Source organism: Streptomyces sp. NPDC043680 (genome assembly GCF_056436685.1).
This window is the reverse complement of the sequence record NZ_JBWKCE010000001.1, coordinates 266,368-280,361: the sequence shown is the minus strand read 5'-3', so window position 1 is coordinate 280,361 and position 13,994 is coordinate 266,368. Positions and strand designations below refer to the sequence as shown.

Genomic DNA, 13,994 nt, shown 5'->3' with positions numbered 1-13,994 from the left:
CCCTGAAGATCCGCGTAATGGGGTGCAGCGTAGAGGAGCCACCGGCCTGCGGCTATGCGGGGTTCGGACAGGCCAGGCGGCGGAACCGATGATTCCGATTCCGTCGGGAATGGGGATATGACGGGCCATGCCGGGTGCCCGGCCGCCCTCGGGAGACGGGGCCGGCCGCGCGGCGGGGCCGGGCACCGCCCCCGGTTTGTGGGCCTCCTACAGGACGCCGCCCGCCCGCGGCCTCAGCCGCTCTCGAACGGGGGCAGCACCGCGAGCACCTTCTGCAGCCCCGGCGGCACCGACCCGTCGGCGGTGGCCACCTCGAAGCCGGCGTGCACGAAGGCGTACGTGAACCCGTCGAACACCGTCGGACCGCCGCGCACCACCCGGGGCAGGTGCGCGAAGTCCGCCTCTGCGAGCGCGGTGCGCAGCCCCGCGAGCCGGTCCGGTGACAGCTTCCCGCTCCCCTCGGGTCCGCCTTGCCCGTCCAGCCGGGTCCACGAGCCGTCGCCCCTGATCAGCAGCGTGTGCGTCCTGCCCGCGAAGCCGCCGCTGCGGGTGACCGTGACCAGGCGTTCCGCCGCGGAGGACGGGGCCGGGGAGGCGGGCGGCCCCGAGGCCGACGCCGGGGGCGACGGGCTCGCGGGCGGCGCGCCCGTCGGGCCGGGCGCCGCAGACGAGAGGGCCGTGGCCCCGGGGGCGGGCGGCGCCGACGGGGTCACGGCCGCCGAGGCCGTCCCCCCGGAGCCGGACCCGCCGCCGGAGCCCGCACCGCATCCGCCCAGCGCCACCGCGCCGAGCAGTACCGCCGCCACTCCTCGCACCGCACGCACACCCCACCCCCACGGGTCCTCGGGTCGACCCCCGAGTATGGAGTCGGCACCCCCCGTACGGAAAGCACCAGGAGGACGACATCCGCAGCATCGCCCCCTGGCGCTGGCTGCCTGCGCTGCTCGCCGTGCTCCTCGGCCTCTGGGGCCTGCGCCGCGGCGGCAGCATGTGGCGCGACGAGTCCGTCACCTGGCAGGTGGCGCACCGGCCGCTCGGCGGCATCGGCGAACTGCTGGGCCAGGTCGACGCCGTGCACGGGCTGTACTACCTGCTCATGCACGCCGTCTTCCTCGTGGGCGGAGACGGCCTGTGGACGCTGCGCCTGCCCTCCGTCGCCGCCACCGCCCTCGCGGCGGCCGGCGTGGCCGCCATCGCCCGGCGGCTCGCGGGGGAGCGGGCCGCGCTGTTCGCCGGGGCCGTGTACGCCCTGCTGCCGCCCGTGCAGATGTACGCCCAGGAGGGGCGCTCGTACGCCCTGGTCGCGGCCGCGGTGGTGTGGGCCACGTACCTGATGCTGTGCGAGCGGTGGACGGCCTACACGGTGGTGCTGCTGATGGGCTGCTGGCTCCACGAGTTCGCCGCCCTCGTCCTGCTCGCGCACGCCTTCCGGGGCCGCCGCTTGCGGGGCTGGCGCCGCAGCGCCGCCGTCGTGGCCGCCCTGCTGCTGCCGCTGGCGGTGGTCACCGCCCGGCAGGCCCAGCAGCAGCTCGGCTGGCTCGGGCGGCCGAGCTGGCAGGACTGGGCGGCGTACGCGGTGGTCGGGGTCGTGTCGCTGCTGCTCGCCCGCGGGACGGCGGTGCGGGAGCTGGCCGGCGTGGCCCTGCCGCTCGTCCTGCTGCCGCCCGGGCTGCTGATGGCGGTCTCGCTGGTCCACCCCTGGTACGTCGACCGGTACGTGCTCTACGCCCTGGCCGGGCCGGCCCTGCTGGCGGGGGCCCGGCTGTCCGCGCTCCGGGTGCCCGCGCTCCGGGTGCCCGCGCTCCGGCCGTCCGGGGCCGGGTTCCGGTGGTGGGGGTCCTGGGCGCTGGCCGCGGTCCTGCTCGTGCCGTCCGGCTGGTGGTCGGCGTGGCTGCGTACGCCCGAGAGCCGCAAGGACGACGTCCTCGCGGTGGCCGCCGCGGTCCGGGAGCGGGCCGTGCCCGGGGACGCGGTGCTGTTCCTGCCGGCGCGGCGGCGCGAGTGGCTGCTGTCCTCGCCGGACGTGTACGGGGGCCTGTACGACCTGGCCCTGGACCGCACCCCGGCGGCCTCGCACACCCTCCAGGGCACCGAGCTGCCCGCGGACCGGATATGGGCCCGCCTGGTGGACGCACCCCGGGTGGTGGCCCTCCTGGACCCGCCTGACCAGCCCCGCGACCGCACCCCCGCGGAGGCGGTCAAACGCCAGACCCTGGCCGCCCACTTCGAACTGTGCTCCCTGACGCCGGCCCGGGGCGCCCGGATCGCCGTCTTCGCCCCACCGGGCCGCTGCCCCGCGAAATGAGCGGTGCGGCAGGATGGCGCCACCGATCACGTACCAGGCTCCGGGGGGCGCGCCGCAATGACCAGTGACGAGAACGGGAACGCGGGGGCCCTGCCGGGGCCGCTGGTCGACGTGCGGTGGCTGGGGGAGCGGCTCGGTGCGCCCGGGCTCGTCGTCCTCGACGCCTCCGTCGGCGCCCACCGCGGTGCCGCCCTGCGGATCCCGGGGGCGCGGCCCTTCGACCTCGACGGCGACCTCTCCGACCACGAGGCCCCCGCCCCGCACACCATGCCCGCGCCCGAACGGTTCACCGAAGCCGTACGCGGCCTCGGCATCGACGACACCAGCACCGTCGTCGTCTACGACGGCGCCGGCATCTACTCCAGCGCCCGCGCCTGGTGGATGCTGCGCGCCATGGGCTTCGACCGGGCCGCCGTCCTCGACGGCGGGCTGCCCGCCTGGGTCGCGGCGGGGCTGGACGTGGAGAGCACCGCCCCCGCCTACGCCGGGCCGGCCGGCTCGTTCACCGCCCGGCCCCGCCCCGGGCTGCTGGTCGACCGTACCGCCGTCCGCGCGGCCCTGGCCGATCCGGCCGCGGCCGTACTCGACGCCCGGACCCGCGAACGCTTCGCCGGCACCGCCTCCGAGCCCCGCCCCGGGCTGCGCGGGGGCCACATGCCGGGCGCGGTCAATCTGCCCTTCGGGGAACTCCAGCGCGACGGCGGCCGGATGCGGCCCGCCACCGAACTGCGCCAGGCCTTCGCCGCGTTGGCCGCAGACCGCGAAGAGCTCTACTTCAGCTGCGGCTCGGGGGTGACGGCGTGCGTCCTCGCCCTCGGCGCCACCCTCGCCGGCTACACGCACCTGGCGGTCTACGACGGCTCCTGGACCGACTGGGCCATGGACCCGGAGCTCCCGGCGGTGACCGGCCGGAGGGCCGAGTTCTTCCCCGGCACCACCACCGAGCGGGAGTTCGACGTGCCCGCCACGGGCGAGGAGCGGCGCATGCTGGCGGGGTTCCTCGCCGCCCAGCGCGCCACGCTGGAGCTGAAGTGCGCGGGCCTGGAGGGCGCGGACCTGGCGCTGCGTTCCGTGGAGCCCTCCACGCTGTCGCTGCTCGGCCTGGTCCGCCACCTCGCGGACGTGGAACGCCGGTGGTTCCGGCGCGTCCTCGCCGGGGAGGAGGCTCCGGCGCTGTACTCCTCGGAGGCCGACCCGGACGGGGACTTCGACCGCGTACAGGCCGGCCCGGCCGCCGTCGCGCAGGCGTGGCAGGCCTGGCGCTCGGAAGTGGCGTTCGCGGAGGCCTTCGTCGCGGACGCCCCGCACCTCGAGGTCGAGGGCGAGGACGCGTGGCGCGGACGGGTCTCGCTGCGTTGGGTGCTGCTCCACCTGATCGAGGAGTACGCGCGCCACAACGGCCATGCCGACTTGCTGCGCGAGCGGATCGACGGGGCCGTCGGCATCTGACGCAGGAGCGGCCGGCACCGCAGCGGCCCGCCCGCGGCGGCCCGGCATGCCATGTTCGCCCCGGGCGAACGGGGGTTGGGGAACATCGGGAGGCGCACATGCATTGAGTCGGCATAGCTCAACTTCACTGCCGGAGGGAAGATCATGGCTTCGACGTCCGTAACGCTCACTCTGCCCGTGCTGCCGCTCGACGACGAGGTCGTGCTGCCCGGGATGGTCGTCCCGCTCGAACTGTCCGACGCCGAGGTGCGGGGGGCCGTCGAGGCCGCCCAGGCGGCGGGCGGGAGCGGGAAGCCCCGGGTGCTGCTCGTGCCGCGCGTCGACGGGAAGTACGCGGGCACCGGTGTGCTCGGAACCGTCGAGCAGGTGGGGCGGCTCTCCGACGGGGACCCCGGGGCGCTCATCCGCGGCGTCGGCCGCGTCCGGATCGGCGCCGGCACCACCGGCCCCGGCGCCGCGCTCTGGGTCGAGGGCGAGAGCGTGGACGAAAAGCTCGCCGAGCCGCTGCCCGGGGCCGTGGCCGAGCTCGTCAAGGAGTACAAGGCCCTCGCCACCAGCTGGCTCAAGAAGCGCGGCGCCTGGCAGGTCGTGGACCGGGTCCAGCAGATCGAAGGCGTCTCCGCCCTCGCCGACAACTCCGGCTACTCGCCGTTCCTGACGGTGGCCCAGAAGGTGGAGCTGCTGGAGACCGCCGATCCCGTCGCGCGGCTCAAGCTCGCCGTCAAGTGGCTCCGCGACCACCTCGCCGAGCAGGACGTCGCCGAGTCCATCGCCAAGGACGTCCAGGACGGCGTCGAGAAGCAGCAGCGCGAGTTCCTGCTGCGCCGTCAGCTGGAGGCGGTCCGCAAGGAACTGCGCGAGCTGAACGGGGAGAAGGAGGGCGAGGAGTCCGACGACTACCGCACCCGCGTCGAGGCCGCCGACCTCCCCGAGAAGGTGCGGGAAGCCGCCCTCAAGGAGGTCGAGAAGCTGGAGCGGGCCAGCGACCAGTCCCCCGAGGGCTCCTGGATCCGGACCTGGCTGGACACGGTGCTGGAGCTGCCGTGGAACGAGCGGACCGAGGACGAGTACGACATCCGCGGGGCCCGGGCCGTCCTCGACGCCGAGCACGCCGGGCTGAGCGACGTGAAGGACCGCATCACCGAATACCTCGCCGTACGCAAGCGCCGCTCCGACCGGGGCATGGGCGTCGTCGGCGGCCGCCGCGGCGGGGCCGTGCTCGCGCTCGTCGGGCCGCCCGGTGTGGGCAAGACCTCCCTCGGGGAGTCCGTCGCGCACGCCATGGGCCGCAAGTTCGTCCGCGTCGCCCTCGGCGGCGTACGGGACGAGGCCGAGATCCGCGGCCACCGCCGGACGTACGTCGGCGCGCTGCCCGGCCGGATCGTCCGCGCCATCAAGGAGGCCGGGTCCATGAACCCGGTCGTGCTGCTCGACGAGATCGACAAGGTGGGCTCCGACTTCCGCGGGGACCCCGCCGCCGCCCTGCTGGAGGTCCTGGACCCGGCCCAGAACCACACCTTCCGCGACCACTACCTGGAGGTGGAGCTCGACCTCAGCGACGTGGTCTTCCTCGCCACCGCCAACGTACTGGAGGCCATCCCGGAGGCCCTCGCGGACCGCATGGAGCTCGTCCGCCTCGACGGCTACACCGAGGACGAGAAGATCGTCATCGCCCGCGACCACCTGCTGCCCCGTCAGCTGGAGCGGGCCGGCCTGGAAGCCGACGAGGTGGTCCTGGAGGAGGACGCCCTGCGCAAGCTCGCCGGGGAGTACACCCGCGAGGCGGGCGTGCGCACCCTGGAGCGCTCCATCGCGCGGCTGCTGCGCAAGGTGGCCTCGCAGCACGAACTGGGCGAGCGGGAGCTGCCCTTCCGGATCGGCGCCGACGACCTGCGCCCCCTCATCGGCCGGCCGCACCACGTCCCCGAGTCCGGGCAGGACCCGGCGGAGCGGCGCACCGCCGTCCCCGGGGTGGCCACCGGCCTCGCGGTGACCGGCGCGGGCGGCGACGTGCTCTTCGTCGAGGCCTCGCTGGCCGACCCGGAGACCGGGGCCGCAGGGCTCACCCTCACCGGCCAGCTCGGCGACGTGATGAAGGAGTCCGCGCAGATCGCGCTCAGCTTCCTGCGCTCGCACGGAGCCGAGCTGGAGCTGCCGGTGGCCGACCTGAAGGACCGGGGCGTGCACATCCACTTCCCGGCGGGCGCCGTGCCCAAGGACGGCCCGAGTGCGGGCATCACCATGACCACCGCGCTCGCCTCGCTGCTGTCCGGCCGGCAGGTCCGCACGGACGTGGCGATGACCGGCGAGGTCTCGCTGACCGGGCGGGTCCTGCCGATCGGCGGTGTCAAGCAGAAGCTGCTCGCCGCGCACCGGGCCGGCCTGACCACCGTGATCATCCCGAAGCGCAACGAGGCCGACCTCGACGACGTCCCGTCCGAGGTCCTGGAGGGGCTTGAGGTGCACCCGGTGACGGACGTGCGTCAGGTCCTGGAACTGGCGCTGGCGACGGCCGGCGCCCAGGCGGTGGCCACCGCGGCCTGACCCGCCGGGGCGGCCCGGGCTCCCGCTGCGGCGGGGTCCCGGGCCGCCGCCGTACCCGCTGCGAAATACTGGAGTCCTCGGGAACCCCCACTCGGACACAGACTCAGACAGCGGGAGCGGAACGTGCACGGGAGCGAAGACCAGGAGTTCCTTGCCCTGGAGCGGGAGCTGTCCGTCTTCCTCCGGCGGGCCCGCGCCTCCTCCGGGGAGATGGCCCGTGCCCTCCACCCCGAACTGGAGCCCGCCGCGTACGGCCTGCTCGTCCGCCTGGAGGCCGCCGGCCGGCAGCGGGCCACCGACCTCGCCGCCTACTTCGGGGTCGGCAAGGCCACGATGAGCCGGCAGCTGCGCGCCCTGGAGGTGCTCGGGCTGGTGGCCCGCGAGCCCGACCCCGCGGACGGCCGGGCCTTCCTGGTCGGCCTCACCGAGGAGGGCCGGGAGCGCTTCCTGCGCGTCCGCGGCGCCCGGCGCGAGCAGTACATGCGCAAGCTCGCCGACTGGGACCGCGGCGAGGTCGCGGAACTGGCCAGGCTCCTCAACCAGTTGAACCAGGGCGAGGACTGAGCGGACCGAAGCGACCGAGCGGACCGGGAGGGCTGAGCGGACCGAGAGGCCTGAGCGGGCCGGGCGGCCGGCTGCGCCCGGCCCCTACAGCTCCGCGTACGCCGCAGAGGCATCGTCGTGGCGCTTGCCCCGGGACGGGGTGCGCTGCGGATCCGACTCCAGGGCGCGCACCCGGCCGATCAGCCCCGCCGCCCCCTCCTTCCGCAGCACGGCCAGGCACTGCGCCCAGTCGCCCTCCCCGAACGTGTCCGTCCACCGGCTCGCCCCGTCGGTGAGCGCGGCCAGCGCCCGCACCCGCTCGCGCGGGGTCCGGCCGGTCACCGCCCGCGCCGCCACCGCAGGATCCGCGGCCGCCGTGAAGAAACCGCCCTCTCTGTTGCGCAGCGTGTCCGCCGAGGCGTTGGTCCGCAGCAGCTCGCGCGGGACCCGGTCGAGCCGGTCGTCGAGCACCGCCGTCACCGCGCCCCCGGGGTCCTGGAGGAGGAGGACGGAATCCGAGAGCACCAGGTGCTCCACGTACGCCTCGTCCCAGCGGACCAGCACCACCGTCGCCTGCGGAGTGCGCACGTGAGAAAGGTCACAGGTGTGGCGGTGGGAGTCGGCCGTGTCGCGGATCGCCTCCGCCAGGATCCGGTCCAGCGGCATGTCCCGCCGCGAACCGGACAGTTCGGTCAATCGGCCGCCGAGCCGCGCCGCGAACCACGGCACGCCGTGCGCGCAGCCCGCCTCGCCGTCCGGCGGGGTCACCCCGTCCAGGGCGACCAGGACCCCGCCTCCCACCGCCGGAATCGCCGCCGACAGCCAGTCCTCATTGGGGCGTTCCGGGTTGCCGGGGACCGAGGCGAGGTCGATGCGCATGCGGACATTCTGCCCGCCGGGCCCCCCGCGGACGGGCAAGGTCCGTACCAGAGGGGGAAGGGCGGGGCGGGCCGTGCCCCAGGCCCCGCGAACGTGCGGGCGGGCATACTGCCAAAGCCCCCATAGATCTTTCAACCACCCGTCCACGGCGGCGCCCTGACCTCACCCCGCCGAGTTGGTCGCCAACTCATCCGTGATGTTCACTCGTTCGAGTGGCCGGGTGGGCGATGTCAGGCTCTGTCCCCAACACACTGCGAAGGTCTGAGGCGGTACGAGGGGGCAGGGGGCGTTTACTTGTTGACCGGCCGTTACCTCGGCCACACGAGTAGACGAGCACGAGCACACGTACAGGATTGCGAGCACCGGTGCAGAAGAAGCGGTCTCGGAAGAACGGCACCGCCACCGACGGACCCGCCCCCGCAGGACCCCGTGTCCGCGTGCGCAGCAGGCTGGTCGTCGGCGTGGCCGTCGCCGGCCTCACCGTCCTCGCGGCCGGCGCGCCCGCCGTGGTGTCCGCGACACGGGAGCTGAACGACTCCCAGCAGCTGGTCACCCTCGCCGAGCAGACCCGGCACACCCTCACGCTCGCCCACCTCCTCGGCGACGAGCGCGACGCCGTCGTCGAGTACGTGGCCAAGGGCCGTCCCGGCGGACAGGCCAAGGCGCCCGTCCAGGAGCGCATCCTCCTCACCGACCGGCAGCTCGCCGAGATCCGCTCCGAGGCCGACGAACCGCTCGCCCGGAGCCTCAGCCGCATCGCGGCCGTCCGCTCCGAGGCCGTCGACGGCAAGGGCAGCGCCCTCGCCGCCCACCAGGCGTACGCGGGCGCCATCGCGGAGGTGCTGGCCCCGGGCGACCGGCTCGCCGTGCTCACCCCGCCCCGTGCCGGCGCCGCCCTGGTCACCACCCGCCCGCTGGCCCCCCTCGGCCAGGCCGTGGAACAGGCCTCGGCCACCCGTGGACTGCTGCTCGCGGCGCTGGCCGTCCCCCGCGGCGAGCAACCCCCCAACTCGGCGGTCGTGGACGAACTCACCGCCGCCGCCCAGCGCGCCCGCGTACGGGAACAGGCGGCCCTCGACGACTTCGCGCGGGCCGCCCGACCCGACGTGCGCCAGACCCTCGCCGCCACCGTCACCGGTCCCGAGGTCAAGACGGCCGACGACCTCCTCAAGCGGCTCACCGAACGGCCCACCCTCACCTCCGCCGACCGCAAGCTCGACGGCGCGGCCGTCGGCCCGCCGCTCACCGCCCGGATCGAGCGGATCCGGAGCGTGGAGGCCACCCTCGCCGGGCAGCGGGCCACCGCCCTCGCCACCTTGCGGGACGACGACGTGACCCGGCTGGAGCTGCTGGTCGGCGCGCTCGGCGCACTGTTCCTCTTCGTCGTCGGCGTCTCCACGGCCGTCGCCCGCTCGCTCACCCGGCCCCTGTCGGTGCTGCGGCGCGGCGCCGCCCGGCTGGCCACACCCGAGGGCTCGGTCGAGCCGGTCCGCTTCACGGGCCGCAACGACGAGTTCGCCGAGGTCGTCCGCCACCTGAACGCGGTCCGGGACCAGACGGTGTCCCTGCACACGCGGATCGCCGGCCTCGACGCCGACCAGCGCCGCCTCATCGGCCGCAACGAGGCGCTGACCGCCGGCCGGGAAGCACTGGAGCAGGAGCTCAAGGAGCTGCGGGCGGGGCTGGAGGAGCACCGCCGCATCATGTCCACCACCTCGGTCTCCCTCTCCCTGCGCACCCTCGGCCTGGTGGAGCGGCAGCTCACGGTCATCGAGGAGCTGGAGTCCAAGGAGCAGGACCCGGACCGGCTGGCGACCCTGTTCAAGCTGGACCACCTCGCGACGGTGATGCGCCGCCACAACGAGAACCTGCTCGTGCTCGCCGGACAGGAGACCGGCCACGGCGCCGGAGCCCCCGCGGTGCCGCTGGTCGACGTGATGCGGGCCGCGGTCAGCGAGATCGAACGCTACGAGCGGGTCGACCTCGCGGGGCTGCCGTCGTTCACCCAGGTGGCCGGGCACGCCGCGGACGACATCTCGCACGTCCTGGCCGAGCTGCTGGAGAACGCGACGACCTTCTCGCCGCCGGACGCCAAGGTGAGGGTGTCCGGCTGGCAGCTGGACTCCGGCGACGTCGTGCTGTCGGTGGTGGACGCGGGCATCGGAGTCACCGAGGACCGGCTGGAATCGCTGAACTCCCGGCTGGCGACGCCCGAGGCCTACGACGAGGAGCCCGAGGCGGAACACGGCCTGGGTCTCGGCCTGTACGTGGCCGGCCGCCTGGCGGCCCGGCACGGCGTCACCGCGGAACTGCGCGCCGGCCGGCACGGGGGCACGGAGGCCCTGGTGGTCGTCCCCGCGGCGCTGCTGCCGACGACCCCGCCGGCCACCCCGGTCCACACCTTCGCCGCACCGGACCGGCCGGAGCTGCGGCTGCCGGGTGTCATCGCCGAGGCCAACGAGCACACGCTCCCGCCCCGCACCCGGCCGCAGCCGGAACCTCCGGCGGCGGAGCCGGCGTCGGCCCCCGCCGGGGCCGAGGCCGGGGCCGAGGCCGAGGCCGAACTCGGCCTTGAGCCGGAGGCGGCCGCGACCGAGCTTTGGCCGGAGCCGGAGCTCGGGTTCGGAACGGAGGCGGAGCTCGGGCAGCAGCTGGAGCTCGGGCCGGAGCCTGAGGCGGCCGCGGCCGAGCTCTGGCCGGAGCCGGAGCCGGAGCCGGGGCTCGGGCTTGAGCCGGAGGCGGCTGCGGGGGCCGGAACGGAGCCCGATCGGGAGCTGCCGGCCGAGGCCGCGCCGGAGCCTGCCCAGGATGGGCACGGCTCCGCCGGGGCCGAGGGCGCGCTGCCGCCCCCGGAGCAGGTCTTCACCGTCCCGGCCCCGGCTCCGGCCGGGCCGGAGCCCGCCCAAGAGCTCCTCGCGCGGGTCGTCCCCGACGGCGCGGACGAGGCCTTCGCAGGGTTCGACCCCGCCCCGGCGTCCCCCGACCCGTCGGCCGGTTCCGCCCCGCGGGCCGACGTACACGAGGAAGCGGCCGGGCCCGACACGGAGCGGACCCCGCACAGCCACGCCACCCCCGAAGGCGACTGGCTGCCCCGCCGGGGAGCCCACCCCGAGGCGGAGACGCCCGAGGCCGCCGAGGCCACCGGGCCCGTCACCGGCAAGGGGCTGCCCAAGCGGACCCCCCGCGTGGTGGCCGCCCGGCGCAGCGAAGCCGCCCGGCCGCCGGAGCCGCCGCGCCGTGTCGACGCGGACGAGCTCCGGCGCCGGCTCGGCGGGTTCTACCAGGGGACGCGCGACGGCAGACGCGTCGTCGCCGCCGAACTCGCACAGGACACCGACCGGGGGGACACCGCACAGGAGGCACGCACATGACCGCGCCCAGTACGTACGGACTGAGCACCCAGGCCCGCAACCTGCAGTGGCTGCTGACCGACCTGGTGGAGGAGGTACCCGGCGTCAACTCCGTCGCCGTCGTGTCCTCGGACGGGCTCCTGCTGCTGTCCTCCGACCCCGCGGGAGCCGGCCAGAGCCCCACCCCGACCAAGGGGCCGCGCGGCGCCTCCGCCGACCTCGCCACCATCGTCTCCGGGCTCGGCAGCCTCACCACCGGCGCCGCCGCGCTCATGGAGGGCGGCGGGGTCAAGCAGACCATGGTGGCGATGGAGCACGGCTCCGTCTTCGTCATGGCCATCAGCGACGGCTCCCTGCTGGGCGTGCACGCCACCCCGGACTGCGACATGAGCGTCGTCGCCTACCACATGGCGCTGTTCGTCGGCCGCGCCGGCCACGTCCTGACCCCCGAAGTCCGCAGCGAGCTGCGCCAGTCGATGGAGAAAACCCCGTGAGGAGTCCGGCCTCCGACCGGCTGCCGATACGCGGCGCCGACCGCCGCCCCGCCCGCGTCCGCCCGTACTCGCTCACGGGCGGCCGCACCCGGTTCACCCAGGTCCTGCACGTCGAGACGTTCGTCGCCGCCCTGGACGCCAAGGTGTCCCAGCCGCAGCTGCCGGGCGGGACGGAGGACAAGACCGACGGCACGTCCGACGGCAGGGCGGACGGCAGGTCCGACCGCATGCCCGAGATGCCCGCCATCGTCGAGGTCTGCCGGCGCATGCGCACGATCGCCGAGATCGCCGCGCTGCTGAAGCTGCCGCTCGGCGTGGTCCGTGTCCTCGTCAGCGACCTCGCCGACCAGGGGAGGGTCCGCGTCTTCGGCACGGGCCACGGCCCCGGCCGGCCCGAACGCGCACTGCTCGAAAGGGTGCTCAGTGGCCTTCGCCGTCTCTGACCCGGTCGCGTCGGTGGACGACGAACCCGTCCAGCCCTGGCAGTACGACCGCTCCCGTGCGCCCGTGGCCGTCAAGGTGCTGGTCGCGGGCGGCTTCGGCGTCGGCAAGACCACCTTCGTCTCCTCCGTCTCCGAGATCACACCGCTGCGCACCGAGGCGGTGATGACCCGCGCCAGCCTGCCGACCGACGACCTGTCCGCGACCCCGGACAAGAACACCACCACCGTCGCGATGGACTTCGGCCGCATCACCCTCGACGACGACCTCGTGCTGTACGTGTACGGGACGCCCGGCCAGGAGCGGTTCTGGTTCATGTGGGACGACCTCGTCCGCGGAGCCGTCGGCGGCATCGTCCTGGCCGACACCCGTCGGCTGCGGGACTGCTTCCCGGCCCTCGACTACTTCGAGAGCTGCGGGCTCCCGTACGCCGTCGCCGTGAACCACTTCGAGGGCTCCCGCTCGTACGAGCCGGAGGACGTGCGCGAAGCGCTCACGATCCCGCCCGACGTACCGGTGGTGATCATGGACGCGCGGCGCCGGCCCACGGTCGTCGAGTCCCTGCTGACCCTGGTGGGCCACGCCCTCGACACCACTCCCGAATAGAGAACGCGGATGCGCAGGATACTCGTCGTCGGAGCCGGGCAGTCCGGTCTCCAGCTCGCCCTCGGCCTCCAGGCGAAGGGGTACGAGATCACCCTCATGTCCAACCGGACGCCGGACGAGATCCGGACCGGGAAGGTCATGTCCACGCAGGTCATGTTCGACGCCGCGCTCCAGCACGAGCGCGACCTGCAGCTGAACTTCTGGGAACGGCAGGCCCCGCGGATCGAGGGGCTCGGCGTCTCGGTCGCCGCCCCGGACGGTTCCCGCCCGATCGACTGGCTGGGCCGTCTCAAGAACTTCGCGCAGTCCGTGGACCAGCGGGTGAAGATGGCCGGCTGGCTCGACTGCTTCGTGCAGCGCGGGGGGCAGCTCGTCGTGCACGGCGCGTCCGTCGCCGACCTCGACTACTTCTCCCGCACCTACGACCTGATCCTCGTCGCCGCGGGCAAGGGCGAGCTGGTGTCGATGTTCGAACGGGACGCGGCCCGCTCCCCGTACGACGTGCCGCAGCGCGCGCTGGCGGTCTCGTACGTGCACGGGCTGGGGCCGCGGCCCGAACACCCGCAGACGGAAGCGGTGCGCTGCAACCTGGTCCCGGGGGTCGGCGAGCTGTTCACCATGCCGGCGCTGACCGCCTCGGGGCGGGCGGACATCCTGTTCTGGGAGGGCCTCCCGGGCGGTCCGCTGGACGTGTTCCGCGGGGTCAACGACCCGGCGGAGCACCTGCAGCTGACGCTCGACCTGATGGAGAAGTACACGCCCTGGGAGTACGCGCGGGCCAAGGACGTCGAGCTGACCGACGCGGGCGCCACCCTGGCCGGGCGGTACGCGCCGGTCGTGCGCAAGCCGGTGGGGCGGCTGCCGGGCGGCGGACTGGTGCTGGGCGTCGCGGACGTGGTCGTGACGAACGACCCGATCACGGGCCAGGGCTCGAACACGGCCGCCAAGTGCGCGGCCTCGTACCTGTCGTCGATCCTGATGCACGGCGACAAGCCGTTCGATGCGGCCTGGATGCAGGCGACCTTCGACAGGTTCTGGTTCACGACGGGCAAGCCGGTGACCCAGTGGACCAACGCGATGCTGGGCGCGCCGCCGGAGCACGTGCTGAACCTGATCGGTGCGGCCGGGCAGCTCCAGCCGGTGGCGGATCGTTTCGCCAACGGCTTCGACAACCCGGCCGACTTCGACGGGTACTTCTACGATCCCGAGGACGCGGCGGACTACTTGGCGGAGGTCTCGGCGGCAGCCTCGGCTTCCTCCGCCTCCTCGGCCGCTTCGGACGCTTCGGCCGCCGCCGTGGACGGTGCCGCCCCGGCGGCTGCGGACGGTGCCGCCTCGCCCGAGTAGCCGGTGTCGTCGCCCGCCTCCGCCCCCTCGGGCAGC

At 74.7% G+C, this 13,994-nt stretch carries 11 protein-coding genes and 1 pseudogene; 10 read left to right on the top strand and 2 right to left on the bottom strand.

Going from position 1 to position 13,994, the window contains the following annotated elements; all coding sequences use genetic code 11:
* Positions 1-233: 233 nt before the first annotated feature.
* Positions 234-806 (bottom strand): hypothetical protein, encoded by a 573-nt coding sequence (locus AC0666_RS01245; RefSeq protein WP_468963281.1) that lies wholly within the window; start codon positions 804-806, stop codon positions 234-236.
* Between the two features lie 143 nt (positions 807-949).
* Between AC0666_RS01245 and AC0666_RS01240 the strand changes: the two genes are divergently transcribed.
* From AC0666_RS01240 to AC0666_RS01220, 5 genes and pseudogenes are all read left to right on the top strand, one after another.
* Positions 950-2,305, top strand: a complete 1,356-nt coding sequence (locus AC0666_RS01240; protein ID WP_478706892.1) for a glycosyltransferase family 39 protein — start codon at positions 950-952, stop codon at positions 2,303-2,305.
* 57 nt (positions 2,306-2,362) lie between these two features.
* Positions 2,363-3,214, top strand: a pseudogene (locus AC0666_RS01235) (sulfurtransferase); the annotation flags it as partial.
* 75 nt (positions 3,215-3,289) lie between these two features.
* Entirely contained in the window at positions 3,290-3,754 is a 465-nt protein-coding gene (locus tag AC0666_RS01230) for a DinB family protein (protein WP_478706988.1), read from the top strand.
* 144 nt (positions 3,755-3,898) lie between these two features.
* Complete coding sequence (gene lon, locus AC0666_RS01225; RefSeq protein WP_468963283.1) at positions 3,899-6,298, top strand: endopeptidase La; 2,400 nt, start codon at positions 3,899-3,901, stop codon at positions 6,296-6,298.
* A 123-nt stretch (positions 6,299-6,421) separates the two neighbouring features.
* Positions 6,422-6,862 carry a MarR family winged helix-turn-helix transcriptional regulator gene (locus AC0666_RS01220; protein ID WP_356849494.1) on the top strand — a complete coding sequence of 147 codons (441 nt, stop codon included), beginning with the start codon at positions 6,422-6,424 and terminating at the stop codon, positions 6,860-6,862.
* An 84-nt stretch (positions 6,863-6,946) separates the two neighbouring features.
* Here the strand turns inward: AC0666_RS01220 and AC0666_RS01215 are convergent, their stop codons facing one another.
* Positions 6,947-7,720 carry a hypothetical protein gene (locus tag AC0666_RS01215; protein ID WP_478706891.1) on the bottom strand — a complete coding sequence of 258 codons (774 nt, stop codon included), beginning with the start codon at positions 7,718-7,720 and terminating at the stop codon, positions 6,947-6,949.
* 437 nt (positions 7,721-8,157) lie between these two features.
* Here AC0666_RS01215 and AC0666_RS01210 point away from each other — a divergent pair, with 437 nt between their 5' ends.
* Genes AC0666_RS01210 through AC0666_RS01190 form a run of 5 tightly spaced genes read left to right on the top strand, consistent with a single transcriptional unit; the run spans position 8,158 to position 13,958 of the window.
* Positions 8,158-11,091, top strand: coding sequence for a sensor histidine kinase (locus tag AC0666_RS01210; RefSeq protein WP_478706890.1), 2,934 nt, complete (start codon positions 8,158-8,160; stop codon positions 11,089-11,091).
* A complete protein-coding gene (locus AC0666_RS01205) occupies positions 11,088-11,564 on the top strand; it encodes a roadblock/LC7 domain-containing protein (protein WP_361722778.1) in 477 nt (158 codons plus the stop codon). Before AC0666_RS01210 ends, AC0666_RS01205 begins: the two co-directional genes overlap by 4 nt.
* Positions 11,561-12,007, top strand: coding sequence for a DUF742 domain-containing protein (locus AC0666_RS01200; protein ID WP_478706889.1), 447 nt, complete (start codon positions 11,561-11,563; stop codon positions 12,005-12,007). Before AC0666_RS01205 ends, AC0666_RS01200 begins: the two co-directional genes overlap by 4 nt.
* Positions 11,988-12,611: a GTP-binding protein gene (locus AC0666_RS01195; protein WP_468581444.1), complete on the top strand. Its 624-nt coding sequence runs from the start codon at positions 11,988-11,990 to the stop codon at positions 12,609-12,611. The genes AC0666_RS01200 and AC0666_RS01195 overlap by 20 nt, the downstream gene beginning before the upstream one ends.
* Before the next feature lie 9 nt (positions 12,612-12,620).
* Positions 12,621-13,958, top strand: coding sequence for a styrene monooxygenase/indole monooxygenase family protein (locus AC0666_RS01190; RefSeq protein WP_478706888.1), 1,338 nt, complete (start codon positions 12,621-12,623; stop codon positions 13,956-13,958).
* Positions 13,959-13,994: the final 36 nt, after the last annotated feature.

What these genes read in the sequence shown, in the direction of transcription:
- AC0666_RS01230 (WP_478706988.1), top strand. Translation starts at nt 3,290, where the DNA reads ATGCTGGCGGGGTTCCTCGCCGCCCAGCGCGCCACGCTGGAGCTGAAG.
- lon (WP_468963283.1), top strand. Translation starts at nt 3,899, where the DNA reads ATGGCTTCGACGTCCGTAACGCTCACTCTGCCCGTGCTGCCGCTCGAC.
- AC0666_RS01215 (WP_478706891.1), bottom strand. Translation starts at nt 7,720, where the DNA reads ATGCGCATCGACCTCGCCTCGGTCCCCGGCAACCCGGAACGCCCCAAT.
- AC0666_RS01205 (WP_361722778.1), top strand. Translation starts at nt 11,088, where the DNA reads ATGACCGCGCCCAGTACGTACGGACTGAGCACCCAGGCCCGCAACCTG.
- AC0666_RS01190 (WP_478706888.1), top strand. Translation starts at nt 12,621, where the DNA reads ATGCGCAGGATACTCGTCGTCGGAGCCGGGCAGTCCGGTCTCCAGCTC.